The sequence below is a fragment of the Ferrimonas marina genome (assembly GCF_900129905.1).
Lineage (GTDB): Bacteria > Pseudomonadota > Gammaproteobacteria > Enterobacterales > Shewanellaceae > Ferrimonas > Ferrimonas marina.
On the sequence record NZ_FQXG01000001.1, the window covers coordinates 462,780 to 478,955 of the forward strand.

The window sequence follows — 16,176 nt, forward strand, 5'->3', positions numbered from 1 at the left end:
TTTTATTGTCGCTATCGGTGGGACACCGAACCTGCGCTGCGAAGTGTATCACCCTTTTTCTCTCTATGTGAGCCAAAACACACCACTGTAAATACCTTGTTGTGTCAGCATTTTAGTGTGTTGAAAAAACAAGCGCATGGGGTGTGTGACTATGCAGTTTGCCGGCCCTTTAGGGGCTGACTATGCAGCCTCTTATTGACTGTTCAGAGCAGTTCCACAACCAGCCGCCCCCCGGGCTTCGCTACACCGACTTACCGTCGGCGAAGCCCTGCCACCCCCACTTTATCGCTCCTTTTCTCGATCCCGATCACAAAACAACCAGCCCAATACACCTATTCGTTGCCTTTAGAAGCTTTAAAGCACAACATTCACGCCATCGAATGACTTCACGCCGCTTTTAGACCCCCATTCGTCTTATTGGTAAGCCTGAAGATCAATACAAACGGACGCCACGCCGAGTGGCACCAGGAACCAGGAGAACGCCATGAGCAGCAAAGACAACGAATCCAACAAGCGCACCCCGCCGGTTCAGGACCTGCTGCTAGGTCTGGTTCTGGTGCTGTTTTTCATCTTTCTGTCTGCCTGAAAGCCTGAGTTCGAACCGTCAGAGGAGCGCACAGCATGCCCATCTTCACCTGTGACCAGACCGGGATCCAGATCCCCTTCCTGCCCAGCCGTAAACGAAGCCTGCAGTTTCGTCAGTTGCAGACGCTGGCTAGCCAGTTGGCGACTCATCCGCAACTGGGCCCCTCTCGCTCAGCCTTGCTGAGCCCGGGAGTGAAATCTATCCGGGTTCAGTGCCGACACTGTCAGCAAGAGGGACAGGTGGCGTTCCGCCAGCTCAAAAGTGGTAAGGGCAGCGTGGGATGTGACTGCCAACAAGAGGAGTGCGTGGCATGAAGCGTGCAGACAAACCGCCGGCGCCAACCTGGGCCAACCTGACCCTGCTACTGGCCTGCCTGGTCTGTGCCGGCATCACCCTGGCGATGAAACAGGGGGTGATTAAAGGACTTGAGACGGTACCGCCGATCAGCACCCAGGAGGAGTTTATCTCCGTTTACGGCGCGTTAGAGGGACAGTCTCGATACCAGGAGTACCGGGGGATCACACGGTGACCACCATCGTCAGAGAGGATTGCCGCCTGCAACAGGCACTGAAGGCGCTGAGAAAAGCCAACAACCATCTGGTGGTTAGCCATGGGCTGGAGGGCAATGCCCGGGAGTCCAGCGTCTTTCAGGCACTGACCCTTGCGAGCCACGCCCAACGCTTGCTGACCGAGTGGCTGGCGGTGGGCGAGCAGGAGTACAGCATGGACGAGGAACTTATCTGGTGGGAGCCATCAGAAACGGGCCAGGCCCAAACGTCATTGCAAGAGACGCCCTTACTGGCTCCGCCAAAGGCGGTACAACCCAAGCGATAGCGCAACGACAGCTAACACATTACGCAACTGGGTCAGACACACCAACGTGGCCTCGAAGTAACAGACAGGTTGGAAGCGACCCCTTAAACCCTTAGGCGCCTGACGTCAGGGCGCACCCATTGAAACCGCACGGCAGCGCTTGCCCCTGATGGGCAGGCCGGGATTGCTGCGCGCAAAATTTGAGAGAACGACCGATGAAACTGAACGCTGTTATGACCCTGGCCATGGTATCCACCCTGTCTGTACCGGCACTGGCCAGCAACGATTCCCGCTGGCATGGCGAACTGATCCTGGCCACCGGCTACCTGTCCACCAACTCTAACCTGAGCACCGAAGGGGACCGCCATCTGACGGATCTCGATGGCAAGGGCAGCCACACTAACGATTTTATCGTCATGCCGCTGGGCAGCCTCAACTACGAGCTGAACGACCAGCGTAACCAGCGCCTCTACCTGGGTACCTCCCGGGATGACCTGGCGGTGGGCGATCTGGCCTTTGAGGTGGGCTACCAGTATGACTTCGCCAACGGTACCCAGTTGGACTTTGCCATCCTGCCCACCGTGGTGCGCGGTGAGGTCTGGGCCAACCCCTATGACACCGACAATCGTCGTCGCAAGGAAGACGTCGAGGGGATGGCCTACCGGTTCAAGGTCAACAACCTGATGAACTCCGGCTTCTCCCTGGACATGGGCTTTGCCACCATGGAGGTGGACAACGAAGGGATCGAGCCGCAGAGCCTGCACCGGGATGCGGACACCTACTACCTCAAAGGCAGCTATCGGTCGATGTTCAGCGCCACCTCGGGCCTGATCACCGCCTTTGCCTATACCCATCATGACGCTGAGGGCGACGCCGCCAGCTTTGACCAGTACAAGGGGGAACTGACCTACTTCCGCCACAGCAATGGTCACAGCCTGGCACTGACCGGCAGCTACGCCTATCGCGAGTACGATGCCATTAACCCGATCTTCGATACGCGACGCAACGACGACCGTTACCGCCTGTTCCTGGCCTACGAGCAGGCCAACTTCCTGGGTTGGCAGAACTGGAGCCTGGTGTCCTTTAACGGCGTCCAGTTCAACACCTCCAGCATCGGCTTCTACGAGAACGAGGAGTACCTGACCTCGCTGGGTTTGAGCTACCGCTTCTGACCCGGCTGACGTAGCAGCCGGCCAAGCCAACCCCCATCTGAGCCCACGGCATTGACCGTTGGGCTCCTTCCCCCACCGCTGCAGTAAAGCTCCTCCGGTTGACGGCAGGAGCCAGCACCCCGGGCCCGAGATAGGAACAGATCATGAAACGCGTCACGCTGTCATTGTCACTTTGCCTGGCCTGCGGCTTGGCTTCGCCCTGGGTTCAGGCCGAGCCGTCCGAGTTTGAGATCTATCAGACTGAGACGGTTGAAGCTGAGCTCGATACCGTGGTGATCCCCATCGTCGGGGCGATGAGCAGCACCGGGCTTATCGGCGGTGCGGTGGCGTCGGTCACCGGGCTCGGCCAGCCCCACGCACAACTGGTGGGGTTCGGTGCCTATTCGGTCAATGACAGCTACATCAGCTTCCTGGGCTACTACAACTACGCTTTGACCGAGCGTTGGGCGATGGACCTGTCTGCCCTGCAGGCGGAATTCACCGACAGCACCCTCTACCTGGATCCCAGCGCCAATCCCCAAACCGCTGCGCCTGCCACTACCGGCATAGACGCGGCCTACCTGCAGAGGGACCTGGCTCTGACCCTGCGCTACCGCCTGTACGAAGACACTGCGGCGGCCTCCCGGGTAAAGCTGGAGCAGGGTTTACCGGTAGGTTCTGAGTCCATCAACCGGGTTCTGTTTGAGATAGAGCCGTTCTATCAAACCCGGGATCTGCGCACCGTAGAGAGCGACAACATTGAGGGCCGAACCTACGGCGTCAGCACGACGTTGGAGTTCGATAGCCGTGATTTCTGGCCCACCCCCAGCATTGGCCAGCACAGCTACGCCACCGTTTTGCGGGACTGGGGCGGCAGCGACCGTGCCGCCTATACCCGCTGGGAAGCTCAACACAGCCGCTACCTTGACCTGGGCAGCAGCGGCTGGAGCCGCCAGCAGACCCTGGCATTGACCGGCTACCTGTCCGACATCCCCACCTGGGACAACACCGATCCCTCCAGCCAACCCGACTGGTTCGCCCAATCGGTGCTGGGCGGTTCAGAGCGGCTTCGCGGCTACGGCAATGATCGATTCAGTAATCGCAGCGCGCTGTTTTACGCGGCGGAGTATCGCGTCATCCCTAATTGGCAACCGCAACAACAGATCCCACTGCTGAACCGCTACGACTTTCCCTGGTGGCAGGCCGCGCTGTTTGCTGAGTTGGGCAAGACAGAGGACCGGCTCAGCCTCAGTGCACTGCACCGTGACATGGAGTGGAGTGCCGGATTCGGCCTGCGTTTCTTTATCGAGAGGATGGTGGCCCGGGCAGATTTTGGCTTTAGCGATGAGGAGAGCCTGTTCCATTTCACCGTCAACCAGGCTTTTTAATCCCAGCCAAGGGCACCCTGAGCCGGGCCGCCGCGTGACCCAGATCACACACCACAAAACACGAAGCCAAAAATCAACCTTTAGTATTGTTTAGACTCCTATTCGTCCGTATTATCACCACAACTTTAGCCCAGTCGCCTCCGATTGGGTTTACCCAGACCCAACAAGAGAGACGCTGAAATGAAACTGACTCCCGTCACCTGTGCATTGGCCCTGACCTTGCCCTCCCTGCTGATGGGCTGCAGCGAGGCACCGCAACTGACCCAGAGCCAAGCCCCTATCCGCCCGGCCCTGGTAGAGACCGTGAATGCCGAGGTGAGTGCCAGCCATCAGTTCTACGGTGCCGTACGCGCCGCCCACCGTGCCGACCTGGCGTTTCAGACCGGCGGTCGCCTGATCGCCGTCAAGGTAGACAAAGGCGATCGTGTGGTCGCTGGCCAGGTACTGGCCCAGCTGGATGCCAAAGAGGTAGAGCTGGCGCTGGCTTCGGCACAGGCCGAACTCAACCGTATCCGGGCGGATTATCAGCGTGCCCTGGCCATCTTTGAGAAAAGCCAGGCCATCTCCCTGGCAGACCTGGAAACCATCAGCACCAAGCTGGAGCTGGCTGGCCTGCGGGTGATGGAAGCCCAGCGTGCCGTGAAGGACACCACCCTGACCGCCCCGTTCGACGGCATCATCGGCGATCGCCTGGTGGACAACCACACCCAGGTCCCCGCCAATCAGACCGCCTTTGTTATCCACGACCTGGAGCAACTGGAGGTGGCCATCGACGTACCGGATCGGATCGTGGCTGCCGGCGGTTACCAGGTAAACGGCGTGGCGGAGATCAATGCCCTGCCCGGCCGCCAGTTTGATGTGGCGATGACCAGCTACAGCACCACCGCCAACGAAGCCAGCCCCACCTACCAGGTGATCTTCAGCTTCTCTGGCCTGGACGATGCCGTGGTACTGCCGGGTATGGCGGCCAAGGTGATCCCCTTTGCCGATGATTCGCAAAAGGCGGTAACCGTGCCGCTGACCGCGCTGGTGCCGGACAACCTGGGCAGTCACTTTGTCTGGGTAGTGGACAGCGACAACACCGTTCACCAGCGCAATGTGCAGGTGGGAGAGATCAGCCACAACCGGGTGGTGGTTTCACCGCTGGATAACGGCGAGCGGGTCGTTACCGCCGGTGTCTCCGCCCTGGCCGAAGGCCAGACCATCCAACCGACCGAGCAGATCTGAATCCACTGCTCACCTGATTGCAGATATGGCGTTGTTTTTTGGCGCCAAAATGAATTACCCCACTGAGGCAACCCAATGAACATCGCACAATCAGCCATTGCCAAGCGCACCACCACCTGGGTACTGGTGCTCCTAGTCCTGTTAGGCGGGTGGATCAGCTACGAAAAGCTGGGCCGCTTTGAAGACCCGGAATTTGTTATCCGCCAAGCGGTGGTCGCTACCCAGTATCCCGGGGCGACCGCCCAGGAGGTGGATAATGAGATCACCGACGTCATTGTGGGTGCCCTGATGGGGATGCAGGAGGTGCATGAGATCACCTCCACCTCCAAGCCCGGCGTGTCCGAGGTGATCGTCGAGATGGACCGTGCCTTCACCTCCGGTGAGGCGGAGATCCAGCAGGTCTGGGACAAGCTGCGCCGCAAGGTAGCGGACGCCGCCATGGCGCTGCCTCCCGGTGCTGGTCAGCCCTACGTCAACGACGACTTTGGTGACGTTTACGCCATGTACTACGCCGTGACTGGCGAGGGCTACAGCTTCAAGCAGATCCAGGACTACGTGGACATGCTGGCACGGGAGCTGTCACTGGTACCCGGTGTGGCCACTGTAGCTACCCAGGCCGAGCAGGCGGAACAGATCTTTGTCGAGGTCGACAGCGCCCGTGCCAAGGCACTGGGGATCTCCCTGGACCAGGTGTACGACGTACTGGCCAAGCAGAACAGCGTCACCATGGCCGGCACCCTGCAAACCGGCAGCATGAACGTCAACGTCATTCCGGTGGCCAGTGTCAGCGACTTCGATGACCTCAAGCAGCTGCAGATCGCCTTGAACGACTCCGTCGTTCGCCTCGGTGACATCGCCACCGTAACCCGCGGCTACGCCGACATGACCGAGCTGGTGCGCTTCAATGGCCAGCCGGCCATCGGCCTGGGCATCTCCAACGTCTCTGGCGGTAACGTAGTGGTGATGGGCGACGCGGTTCAGGCTCGCCTGGCCGAGTTGGATGATCGTCGTCCCGTGGGGATGACCCTCAACCCCATCTCGCTGCAATCGGTTAGCGTGGCCGAGGCGGTGGATGCCTTTGTGCTGAATCTGATCGCCGCCGTGGTGATCGTCTTTACCGTGCTGTTCTTCTTCCTGGGCTTGCGCTCCAGTGTCATCATCGGCGGCGTGCTGGTATTGACCGTGGCCGGCACCCTGATCGTGATGCTGATCGATGACATCGCCATGCAGCGGATCTCGCTGGGTGCGCTGATCATCGCCCTGGGTATGCTGGTGGACAACGCCATCGTGGTCACCGACGGGGTACTGACCCGCCTGCAGAAGGACCCAAGCGCCGACCGCAAACAGGTGATCGGTGAGGTGGTGAAGGCGACCCAATGGCCGCTGCTGGGCGGTACCGTAGTGGGGATCCTGGCGTTCAGCGCCATCGGCCTGTCCCCCTCCAACATGGGGGAATACGCCGGCTCACTGTTCTGGGTGATCCTCTACTCCATGATGCTGTCCTGGATCTTTGCTATCACCGTGGTACCGCTGCTGTGCCACGACTTCCTGACCGTGAAGGCAGACCAGGCCCAGAAGCCCAGCCGCATCCTCAATGCCTACAAGGCGTTCCTGGTCTGGGTCCTGCACAACCGTAAGAAATCCCTGGCCACCATCCTGACCGTGATGGTACTGGGTGTGCTGTCACTGCAGTTCGTTCCGCCGGGCTTTATGCCGGAGTCTGAGCGTCCCCAGTTCGTGGTGGACATCAACCTGCCCCAGGGTTCGGACTTCCAGCGCACCGCCGAGCTGGTGGCCCAAATTGAGCAGGACGTGTTGGCCGAAGAAGGGGTCAGCGGAGTGACCAGCTTCATCGGTGCCGGTGGCCTGCGCTTTATGCTCATCTACAGCCCGGAGCCGGCCAACACCGCCTACGCCCAACTGCTGGTGGACGTAGACGAGTTTGAGCGCATCACTCCGCTGATTGAGCAGCTGAATCAACAGCTGTCCGCCCGCTACCCGGATGCCGCCATCATGGCCTGGAAGTTTATGTTGGGCCCCGGCGGGGGTAAGAAGATCGAGGCTGCCTTCTCCGGTCCAGACGCCGCCGTGTTGCGCCAGCTGTCAGAGCAGGCCAAGAGCATCATGGCCAGCAACCCGATGTTGATGGCAGTGCAGGACGACTGGCGTGACCAGGTACCCACCCTGCGCCCGGTCTACGATGCCCAGTCGGCCCAACGTTTGGGCCTGACCACTCAGGAGATCAACGCCGCCATCGCCCAGACCCTTAATGGTCGTGAGGTGGGGGTCTACCGGGAAGGCAATGACCTGATCCCGATCCTGGCCCGTGCCCCGGAGGCGGAGCGTCAGCATCAGCGTGCGGTAGAAAACACCGAGGTGTTCAGCCCGTCACTGGGCAGCCACGTCCAGGTGGCGCAGCTGGTGGAGTCGGTCAACGTCACTTTCGAGGATGGTCTGATCAAGCGTATTGACCGGGTTCCCACCATCAAGGCCCAGGCAGACCCCGCCAACGGCGTGCTCTCCTTTGAAGCCTTTGAGTCTATCCGTGCCCAGCTGGAGTCCGAGCTGACCCTGCCTGCCGGCTACAGCCTGCAATGGCATGGCGAGTACAAGGATGCCAAGGAGGGTAATGAAGGTCTGGCCATCAGTGCTCCCTACGGCTTCGCGGCGATGGTGCTGGCGGTGGTCTTTATGTTCAACGGGATCCGCCAGGCCCTGGTGATCTGGCTGACCGTACCGCTGGCCCTGGTGGGGGTTTCCGCCGGCCTGGTGCTGTTCCAGACCCCGTTCGAGTTTATGGCCACCCTGGGGACCCTGTCGCTGGTGGGCATGATGGTGAAAAACGCCATTGTGCTGGTGGACCAGGCCGACCAGGACGTCAAAGCGGGCATCACCCCCTATGACGCCATTATCGGTGCTGCCCTGAGCCGGGCCCGCCCGGTGGTACTGGGTGCCACCACCACCATCCTGGGGGTGGCACCGCTGGTAGGCGATGCCTTCTTCAAGTCGATGTCGGCGGTGATCATGGTGGGCCTGCTGGTCGCCACCGTGCTGACCCTGGTGGTGATCCCGCTTTACTACAGCCTGATCTTCCGTGTGAAGAACCCGGCATAAGCACAGTTTGGCGTGGCCGTGGCCACGCCCCTGGACAGGCTCTTGGTCTGACAGGTTGAGAGTAATGAAGAGGCCAAGATGACCCGTACGCACCGCTACGCCACCACAGAAGAGGCGCAGATCCTCAAGCAGATCCAACAGGACACCGGCATGACCACCGCCCAGATCGCCGCGCTGGTCTGCACCACGCCGGAAACGGTTCGGCGTTGGCGGCGCGGCGCCATGCGCGCTCGCGGGCCCGCACTGGGGCTGTTGCGGGTGCTTGGCATGAACAGCGACGGCGGCGTCGGTGATGCCCTGCTGATCGGCCAGTTCAACCTGGCCCACCCCAAAGCGATCGATCATCCCAATGTGATTGAGATCCTGTCAAAGGTAAAACGACAGCAGTAAGCCACTGACAGGGAGAGCAATCCCGCCTCCGTCACCGCACTTTGGCTCATCAGGACGTGATCAAGGGCTGACATTTTAAGGGCGTAACGTTGTATAATTGCGCCTAAAAGACCTAAGAGAGAAACCCAATGGCCAGAAACCCTGCGTTCGCCGATACCGAAGAAGCCCAGATCCTTAAGCACATTCGGGACAACACCGGCATGGACACCGCCCAGATCGCTGCCTTTCTCTGCACCACCCCGGAAACCGTGCGCCGTTGGCAACGTGGCACCATGCGCGCCCGCGGCCCGGCGCTGGGCTTTCTGCGTATCCTCGGCATGAACACCAACTGGTCGGTACGCAACGCCATTAAGATCGGCAACTTTAACCTGGCCCACCCCAAGGCCGTGGACACCCCGGACGCCATGGACAAGCTGGCTGAGCTGGGCGAGTCGATGGAAGAGGCCTGGTCTTCCCGCCGCTAATAGCGAGTTGCGACACAAAGAAAAAGCCCCGGTATCCCGGGGCTTTTTGCGTTTTAGTCTGCTTAGGCTGCCTTATCGGTGCCCGATGGCAGGTCGACCTTGGGCTCCGGGCTTTGCTGTTGCTTGGCCCGTGACCAGAACAGGTTGACCAGTGCCGGTAGCACTACCACCGCCGCGATCATGTTCACCAGGAACATGAAGGTCAGCAGCACGCCCATGTCCATCTGGAACTTGAGGCTGGAGAACACCCAGGTGGAAACCCCCACCGCCAGGGTGATGCCGGTGAAGATCACCGCGTTACCCCGCTCGCACAGCGCCTGCAGGTAGGCCTCCTGTACCGGAACCCCCTTACGCAGCAGCGGCGACATGGTGGAGAGGATATAGATGCCGTAGTCGACACCGATCCCCACCCCCAGCGCAATCACCGGTAAGGTGCTCACGGTCAGGCCGATCTGCAGTTGCGTCATCAGCGCCTGGGCCAGGGTCGATACCACGTACAGCGGCAGGATCACCGCCAGGGTGGCTCGCAGGGAGCGGAAGCTGATCAAACAGAGCAGGAACACCGCGCCGTAGACATAGAGCATCATCGGCGTCTGCGCTGCGGCCACCGCTTCGTTGGTGGCGGCCATCACGCCGGCCGGGCCCGAGGCCAGGCGGAAGGTGACGTCGTCGTTGTTAAAGCGCTCGGCTTCCGCCTTAACCGCCGCGACCACGGTATCCAGGGTTTCCGCCTTGTGATCCTGCAGGAACAGGTACACCGGCATCACCGAACAGTTGCCGTTGAGCAGGCCGGACGAGGTGGGGATCCGCGAGGTGGCCTGCACCAGGGTGGCGGTGGTACGGGGCAGCACCCGCCACTTGGGGTTGCCCTCGTTGTAGCCGCCATTAACCATCTTCGACACCGAGCTCAATGAGGCTGAGGATTGCACCCCCGCCACGTTGGTCATGCGCCACTGGAACTGGTCAATCCGATCCATCACCCGGTGGTAGGTACAGGCCTCCGGGAAGGTCTCGACGATCACCGTCAGCACATCGGTGGTGATGGAGAAGTTGTCGGTGATGAAAAAGGTGTCCTGGTTGTAGACCGAGCTCTCTTTCAGCGACGGTGCACCGGCGTGCAGATCGCCGATCTTCATGGTCTGGGCCTGCATCGCCCCCAACACAAACAGCACCGCGGTCACCGCCAGCACCACCCGGGCGGTCTTGGCGGAGGCAAAGCCGGAGACCTTGCGCCAGATCGGCATGGTACGGGCGTGGCTGCTGCGCAGCTTGTCCAGATAGCCCTCGCTAAAGTGGGCGTAGGAGAGCAGCACCGGCAGCAGTACCAGGTTGGTGAGGATGATTACCGCGACACCCAGTGAGGCGGTGATCGCCAGCTCACGGATGATGCCGATGTCGATGGCCAGCAGGGTCATAAAGCCCACGGTATCGGACAGCAAGGCCACGCCACCGGGGATCAACAGGGCCCGGAATGCCGCCTCTGCTGCCACCTTGGCACTGACTCCTTCCGCCACCTTGTGACCGATGGCGTTGATCATCTGCACGCCGTGGCTGACGCCGATGGCAAACACCAAAAACGGCACCAGGATCGACATGGGATCCAGGCCAAAGCCCAGCACCGTCAAGCCACCCAGTTGCCACACCACCGCCACCAGCGAGCAGGCCAGCGGCAGCAGGGTCATCAATACACTGCGACAGAAGGCGTATACCATCACCGCAGTGATGGCGATCGCCACCAGGAAGAACAGCAGCACATCACGGGCGCCGTCGGCCACATCGCCGGCCATTTTGGCAAAGCCGATGATGTGGATCTGGATATCCTCATCCTGGTATTGAGTGCGGATCTCCTGCTCCAATTGACTGGCGAAGCCCAGCACGTCCATCGGCCGTGTGGTGGGGCCGCCTTCGACCTGCTCCTCGTCCGGTACCGGCACCCAGTCCAGCAGCTGCGCAGTGACCATGGCGGCGTTGAAATCGTCGGAGACCAGCCGGCCAATGATGCCTGCCTTCTCTACGTTGGCCCGCACCTGGGCTAACCCCTGGGCATCGGCCCGGAAGTCTGCCGGGATTACCGGGCCACCGCGGAAGCCATCCTCTACCACCTCGGTAAAGCGGGTGGAGGGAGAATAGAGCGATTTCACCTGGGTGCGATCTACGCCAGGGATAAAGAACAGCTGGTCATGCACCTGCCGCAGCACCTCGAAGAACTTGGGATCAAAGATGTCGCCGTTCTTGTGCTGCACCGCCACCATGATGCTGTTGGCGCCACCGAACTGTTCGCGGTGCTCCATGTAGGTCTGCATATAGGGGTGGTTGAGGGGAATGTTCTTGGTAAAGGCTGCGTCCATCCGCAGCGACGTGGCACTGTAACCCAGCGCCACCGTGGCCAGCGCAAACAGCGCCAGCACCACGGGCCGGTGGCGGAACAGCGCCACCTGAATAGCTTGAATCCATTTCTCTAACATACTGCGTTCCTGTTATGGCAAGGCGATCCGCTGGATCCCTTCGCTGGTGGCCAGGGTCAATCCGCCCCCCTGCCCTTCAGACAGGGTCACCAGATCCACACCCTTGGCCAGGATCTCGGCTTCGAAGCTGCGGCCGTTGTCTTTACTCACCAGCAGGTAACCGCCATTGGCGGTAAGCACCACGGTGCCATCCTGCAGTTGGGTACCGGCATTGATGGTGGACTCCACCGGTGAGTCCAGCTCCTGCCATTGGTTACCATCCTCACTGAGGAACAGGTGACCACGCAGCCCCATCGCCAGCAAACTGCCATCGGACAGCTCAATCAGATCGTACAGTGAACCGAAATAGAACGGCTCCAGTGCCTGCCAGTGTCGGCCCTGGTCTTCAGAGACGGCGACAAAGCCCATCTCGCCCACCATGTAGAGGCGACCGTCGGCCAGCTGGGTGATGCGGTTGAAGTGAGGCAGAATGGCACTGCGCTCATCCAGGTAAAGCGCCTCGTCTTCCGCTTTCAGCTCCAGCAGGTAGTCCCGATCTTCCGGGAACAGCAGTTCATCATGGAACTCCTCCTGCCAGCTCTGGCCGCCATCCTCGCTGCGGAACATCAGGCCGTAGGCGCCCACCGCCAGCAGGTGTTTGTCGTTCAGGGCAATCACATCCAGCAGGGGCTTGTCCCGCTCAGGCAGGGAGAGGGTCTGGCTCCAGCTGGCGCCATTGTCATGGCTGGTCAGGATGGTGGCATCGTGGCCCACCGCCCAGACACCGCCATTGTGGCCGGTCACCGCCGTCAGCATCACCCGGGACGGCACCTGCATCTGACGCCAGCTGTCGCCTTCGGCGCGCAGCACATGACCGCGGTCGCCCACCGCCAAAACAGCGCCGTTGTGCTGGGTCAAATCCAGCACCGGGGCGTCCAGTGCCTTGTCGGCAATAAAACTCTGCTCCGCGAACGCGGAGCTGTGAAGGGTGGCCAACAGGCCAATAATCAATCGATACCGCATAGTAGAATCCAACAGGGCGCCCTGGGGCGCCCTTTTTCTATCTCAATGACTTAGCGTCGACCGGACCGGCGCAGCGCTTGCGGGGTGAAGTCGCTGGTCTTCAACTCGGCGTCGAAGTTGGCGACCTTACCTTGGTTATCCAAGCCCATCGCGATGTAGCGACGCGAGTTTAGATCGTAGAACACCTCGAGGGTGGTCCACACCAGCGGCATGTCATAGTAGTTGATGGCGTGAGCCATACCGACGCGGTACATCTCGTCCCGGTTGTCGTACAGGTCGACCAGGGCGATCTGCCAGCTGTCCTCGTCCAGGTAGAAGGTTCGGGTCTTGTACAGGTGACGTACGCCGGACTTGAGTTTGGCCTCCACTACCCATACGCGGTGCTTCTCCCAACGAACCAGGTCCATGTTGATGTGGCCCGGCTTGAGGATCTCGTCGTACTGCAGCTTATCGCTGTGCAGCTCGTAGTCGTTGTAAGGGATGTAGATCTCTTTCTTACCCACCAGGGTCCAGTCGTAGCGCTCCGGAGAGCCGTTGTAGAGATCGAAATCATCGGTGGTACGCATGCCATCGGACGCGGTGCCGGGGGTGTCGAACGCCACGTTGGGGGCACGACGCACCCGGCGCTGACCGGTGTTGTAGGTCCAGGCCTGACGGGGCTGCTTGCTCTGATCCATGGTTTCATGCACCAGCAGAGCGGTACCGGCCAGACGAGACGGCGCGGTCACCACCTGCTTGAAGTAGAACAGCAGATTTTCTTTGGCCAGCACCGCCGCATCGGCCTCCGGGGTACCGTAACGGAACATGATCTGCTCGTTGGTCTCCACCAGGGTGTACTTGCCGGACGGGGTCGGGGCCGCCTGGTTACGCTGGATCTCAGCGTTATTGCCGCGGTAACGCAGGATGTGGTTCCAGATCGCCTCCAGGCCATTGGCCGGGATCGGGAATGGGACGCCCTGGGCGGCGCCAATAAGACCGTTACCGCCATCCACCAGCTCGGCGCTGGTGGCATTGCGCTTGGTGGCGTCGTAGTAGAACTGCGGGTAGGCCGCGCTACGACGGGTCGGGTAGATCTTCATCTTGAAGCTGTCCGGGTAGCTGGCGAACATCTCCTTGACCCCGGGGGTCAGGAAGGCTTCGTGCTCAGACAGGTTGGCACCGGTGACGGTGGCCAGCACAGGATCATCGGCATAGGGGTTGGGATGGAACTGGCCCTTGCTGTAGCCCGCCGGCGGTGTGGTGATGCCGCCATCCCAGGCCGGGATGCTGCCGTCAGCATTGCCGGCCATCTCTGCGCCGAGGGGGGTCAGATCCTGGCCCAGTCGGGCTGCTTCTTCCGGACTCACTTTGGCCCAGGCGCCGGCCGATAAGGCCAGGGTCAGTGCCGTTGCGATCAAGGTCTTTGTTTTCATTGTGTACGACTCCGGCTTAGATAGAGAACTTAACGTTAAAGGAGACAAAGTCTTTGTCTTCCAAGGAGTTGGTAGAGCCTTTGCCGCCCCAGAAGGCGTTGTAGCTCAGATCCCATGACCAGGTGTTGAGGTAATCCGCCGACAGGGTAACCGCCGCAGACTGACGATCCTCAACAAACAGGAACAGCGGATCCGGCGTGGTGCCGCTGACGTCGTGGGAGAACACCACCCGCGGCGACAGGTTCCAGCCAAACAGTGCGTTGGTGTAATCCGCCTTGGCCACCAGACGGTAACCCCAGGCGTTATCGGTGGGGAAGGCATCCTCTTCTGGCCCGTTGTGCAGCAACTGCAGCACACCGGCGCTGTCTTCACGGCCTTCCAGCCCTGCCCGCTCGGTACCCGGGCCATTGAGGCGCAGCACGGCTTGATCCGGCATATCGTGGATCCAGACACCCCCCACCTCTGCCAGGAAGGTCAGGTTATCGGAGCCCAGGGTCGGGCCGAAGATGTGGGTGAAGGTCACCTGGGCCTGGCTGGTGTCAGACAGCACGAATCCCGGTGCGTACTCCCCCGGGCCCAGACGGGAGCCGTCGGGTCGGGTGTACTGGGACAGGTTCTCAAACACGCTGTAGGTGACAGGATCGGCGTTGTAGAGCTGCTCCGGCATGGCGGCGAACAGCAGTTCCACGTCGTCGATCTGCAGCGGCTCATCCTGGCGGAAGGCAAACTCACCGGCCACCGAGGTGGTGCCGATGTTGGTGTTGAAGGAGGCACCATAGAGCTTGATGTCTTCCGGGTACTCTACCGTCGCCTTGGAGAAGCTTTGCAGATCCAGCAGGTCGTTACGGGTCACCTGGCCGCCGGCCTGGGCGATCGCCCCCAGGGTCATCAGATCCGCACCGATGGCTTCAGCGGTGAAGTTGGCGGTGGTACCGGAGATGAACGGACGCTTTGAGTGGTAGTTGAGGTAGTACAGGCCAAACTCGGTGTCGTTCAGCGCCGGAGCAAAGTAGCTCAGCTTGATACCGTACTGGCCCTGGTCGTCCGGCTCAGCCTGGTGATCGATCAGGGTGGTCTTGGTGGGGTACGCCAGCGCCAGCGGCGCCAGTTGACCCAGCGCAGCGCCAAGCTGCTCCGGCGGAACACTGCCGGAGACCGCACCGGCGGTCATCGCCAGCTTGTTGTACTCGTTGAGCAGGTGATTGAGGGTGATGTCCGGGTTGGCGGTAAAGCCCAGCTGAGCGTTGTTGACGTAACCACCGGCGCCGGCAAAGTCGTTGCTGGAGAAGTAGGTGCCAGTGACCGGCAGACGGGTCTCCTCCCAGCGGTACTGGTAGTAGGCCTCAATACCGATGTTGTCGGTAATGCCCAGGCTGGCCCATACCATCCCCACCGGGATGAAGGCTTCCTTGAGCTCGGAACCCGGCGCCTGCAAGCGAGCCAGATCCACCGGGTTGATGCTGTTGATGCCGTGGCTGATCAGGGTGCTTTCACCCCAGCTCACCACCTGCTCACCGACACGGATGGAGAACGGCATGTTGCCCAAGTCCCAGTCGGCAAAGAAGTAGGCGTCCAGCAGACGGATATCGGAGCAGGCGTACTTGGCCGCTTCGCTGTCGGCGCAGACATCAAACTCTTCGCCGGTCATCGGGTTGCGGTAGCTGAAGCTGCCGTTTTCCAATTTGTTATCGTAGAAGTAGAAGCCGCGAACGAACACACCCATGTTCTTATAGAGCAGTTCCAGCTCGTGCAGGCCCTTGAAGATCTCCGAGAAGGTATCACCCTTGTCGTAGAGCATGTTGGCCAGGTCGCCGTTGTTGGAGTAGGACCCGGGCATGGCGAATATCTGGCTGCCTTCCAGGCCGCCGTCATTAAAGCCGCCCACCAGGCCATTTTCGCCGGTAACAAAACCGTACTCAGGCCATTGGAAGCGGTTGCTCTTACCGATGTTGTCCAGGTTGCGGTCGGATACACGCCAGGCAGCGCCGACGGTCCAGGTGGAGTCAAAGCTCCCCTCAATCTCTCCCCAGTTGAATGACACGGCCTGCACGGGTGCAGCCAGAACGGCGGCTACACTGACCGCCAATGCGGATCTGCGAAAGCACGATGCGGATGCGCTCATTATCGCTTCTCTCCCTGAATTATTGTGATTGTTCCATCCCCT

13 protein-coding genes are annotated in these 16,176 nt (G+C 60.8%); 9 read left to right on the forward strand and 4 right to left on the reverse strand.

Annotated elements, in window-relative coordinates; translation table 11 throughout:
- Positions 1 to 621 precede the first annotated feature (621 nt).
- The 9 genes from BUC04_RS02120 (at position 622) to BUC04_RS02160 (ending at position 9,133) form a co-directional block, all read left to right on the forward strand.
- Complete coding sequence (locus BUC04_RS02120; protein ID WP_067654696.1) at positions 622 to 900, forward strand: hypothetical protein; 279 nt, start codon at positions 622 to 624, stop codon at positions 898 to 900.
- On the forward strand, positions 897 to 1,115 hold the full coding sequence (locus BUC04_RS02125) for a hypothetical protein (RefSeq protein WP_067654699.1): 219 nt from the start codon (positions 897 to 899) through the stop codon (positions 1,113 to 1,115). The genes BUC04_RS02120 and BUC04_RS02125 overlap by 4 nt, the downstream gene beginning before the upstream one ends.
- Positions 1,112 to 1,420 carry a hypothetical protein gene (locus BUC04_RS02130; protein WP_067654701.1) on the forward strand — a complete coding sequence of 103 codons (309 nt, stop codon included), beginning with the start codon at positions 1,112 to 1,114 and terminating at the stop codon, positions 1,418 to 1,420. Before BUC04_RS02125 ends, BUC04_RS02130 begins: the two co-directional genes overlap by 4 nt.
- A gap of 194 nt (positions 1,421 to 1,614) precedes the next feature.
- Complete coding sequence (locus tag BUC04_RS02135) at positions 1,615 to 2,571, forward strand: DUF2860 family protein (protein WP_067654704.1); 957 nt, start codon at positions 1,615 to 1,617, stop codon at positions 2,569 to 2,571.
- Between the two features lie 143 nt (positions 2,572 to 2,714).
- The gene (locus tag BUC04_RS02140) at positions 2,715 to 3,938 is read left to right on the forward strand and encodes a BamA/TamA family outer membrane protein (RefSeq protein WP_067654706.1); all 1,224 of its coding nucleotides are present in this window, start codon (positions 2,715 to 2,717) and stop codon (positions 3,936 to 3,938) included.
- A 180-nt stretch (positions 3,939 to 4,118) separates the two neighbouring features.
- Entirely contained in the window at positions 4,119 to 5,165 is a 1,047-nt protein-coding gene (locus BUC04_RS02145) for an efflux RND transporter periplasmic adaptor subunit (RefSeq protein WP_073325521.1), read from the forward strand.
- Positions 5,166 to 5,240: 75 nt separating this feature from the next.
- Positions 5,241 to 8,279: an efflux RND transporter permease subunit gene (locus tag BUC04_RS02150; RefSeq protein WP_067654712.1), complete on the forward strand. Its 3,039-nt coding sequence runs from the start codon at positions 5,241 to 5,243 to the stop codon at positions 8,277 to 8,279.
- A gap of 78 nt (positions 8,280 to 8,357) precedes the next feature.
- Positions 8,358 to 8,669 (forward strand): helix-turn-helix domain-containing protein, encoded by a 312-nt coding sequence (locus BUC04_RS02155; RefSeq protein WP_067654715.1) that lies wholly within the window; start codon positions 8,358 to 8,360, stop codon positions 8,667 to 8,669.
- A gap of 128 nt (positions 8,670 to 8,797) precedes the next feature.
- The gene (locus tag BUC04_RS02160) at positions 8,798 to 9,133 is read left to right on the forward strand and encodes a helix-turn-helix domain-containing protein (protein WP_067654718.1); all 336 of its coding nucleotides are present in this window, start codon (positions 8,798 to 8,800) and stop codon (positions 9,131 to 9,133) included.
- A gap of 62 nt (positions 9,134 to 9,195) precedes the next feature.
- Here the strand turns inward: BUC04_RS02160 and BUC04_RS02165 are convergent, their stop codons facing one another.
- The 4 genes from BUC04_RS02165 to BUC04_RS02180 are packed head-to-tail and all read right to left on the reverse strand — an operon-like array spanning position 9,196 to position 16,134.
- A complete protein-coding gene (locus BUC04_RS02165) occupies positions 9,196 to 11,598 on the reverse strand; it encodes an efflux RND transporter permease subunit (protein ID WP_067654721.1) in 2,403 nt (800 codons plus the stop codon).
- Positions 11,599 to 11,610: 12 nt separating this feature from the next.
- Entirely contained in the window at positions 11,611 to 12,600 is a 990-nt protein-coding gene (locus BUC04_RS02170; RefSeq protein WP_067654724.1) for a WD40/YVTN/BNR-like repeat-containing protein, read from the reverse strand.
- 50 nt (positions 12,601 to 12,650) lie between these two features.
- Complete coding sequence (locus BUC04_RS02175; protein WP_067654727.1) at positions 12,651 to 14,012, reverse strand: DUF1329 domain-containing protein; 1,362 nt, start codon at positions 14,010 to 14,012, stop codon at positions 12,651 to 12,653.
- A 16-nt stretch (positions 14,013 to 14,028) separates the two neighbouring features.
- Positions 14,029 to 16,134 carry a DUF1302 domain-containing protein gene (locus tag BUC04_RS02180; protein ID WP_067654730.1) on the reverse strand — a complete coding sequence of 702 codons (2,106 nt, stop codon included), beginning with the start codon at positions 16,132 to 16,134 and terminating at the stop codon, positions 14,029 to 14,031.
- Positions 16,135 to 16,176: the final 42 nt, after the last annotated feature.

Bases quoted from the DNA above. Each gene is read 5' to 3' on its own strand.
- BUC04_RS02120 (WP_067654696.1), top strand. From the start codon at position 622: ATGCCCATCTTCACCTGTGACCAGACCGGGATCCAGATCCCCTTCCTG.
- BUC04_RS02125 (WP_067654699.1), top strand. From the start codon at position 897: ATGAAGCGTGCAGACAAACCGCCGGCGCCAACCTGGGCCAACCTGACC.
- BUC04_RS02135 (WP_067654704.1), top strand. From the start codon at position 1,615: ATGAAACTGAACGCTGTTATGACCCTGGCCATGGTATCCACCCTGTCT.
- BUC04_RS02140 (WP_067654706.1), top strand. From the start codon at position 2,715: ATGAAACGCGTCACGCTGTCATTGTCACTTTGCCTGGCCTGCGGCTTG.
- BUC04_RS02145 (WP_073325521.1), top strand. From the start codon at position 4,119: ATGAAACTGACTCCCGTCACCTGTGCATTGGCCCTGACCTTGCCCTCC.
- BUC04_RS02150 (WP_067654712.1), top strand. From the start codon at position 5,241: ATGAACATCGCACAATCAGCCATTGCCAAGCGCACCACCACCTGGGTA.
- BUC04_RS02155 (WP_067654715.1), top strand. From the start codon at position 8,358: ATGACCCGTACGCACCGCTACGCCACCACAGAAGAGGCGCAGATCCTC.
- BUC04_RS02160 (WP_067654718.1), top strand. From the start codon at position 8,798: ATGGCCAGAAACCCTGCGTTCGCCGATACCGAAGAAGCCCAGATCCTT.
- BUC04_RS02165 (WP_067654721.1), bottom strand. From the start codon at position 11,598: ATGTTAGAGAAATGGATTCAAGCTATTCAGGTGGCGCTGTTCCGCCAC.
- BUC04_RS02170 (WP_067654724.1), bottom strand. From the start codon at position 12,600: ATGCGGTATCGATTGATTATTGGCCTGTTGGCCACCCTTCACAGCTCC.
- BUC04_RS02175 (WP_067654727.1), bottom strand. From the start codon at position 14,012: ATGAAAACAAAGACCTTGATCGCAACGGCACTGACCCTGGCCTTATCG.
- BUC04_RS02180 (WP_067654730.1), bottom strand. From the start codon at position 16,134: ATGAGCGCATCCGCATCGTGCTTTCGCAGATCCGCATTGGCGGTCAGT.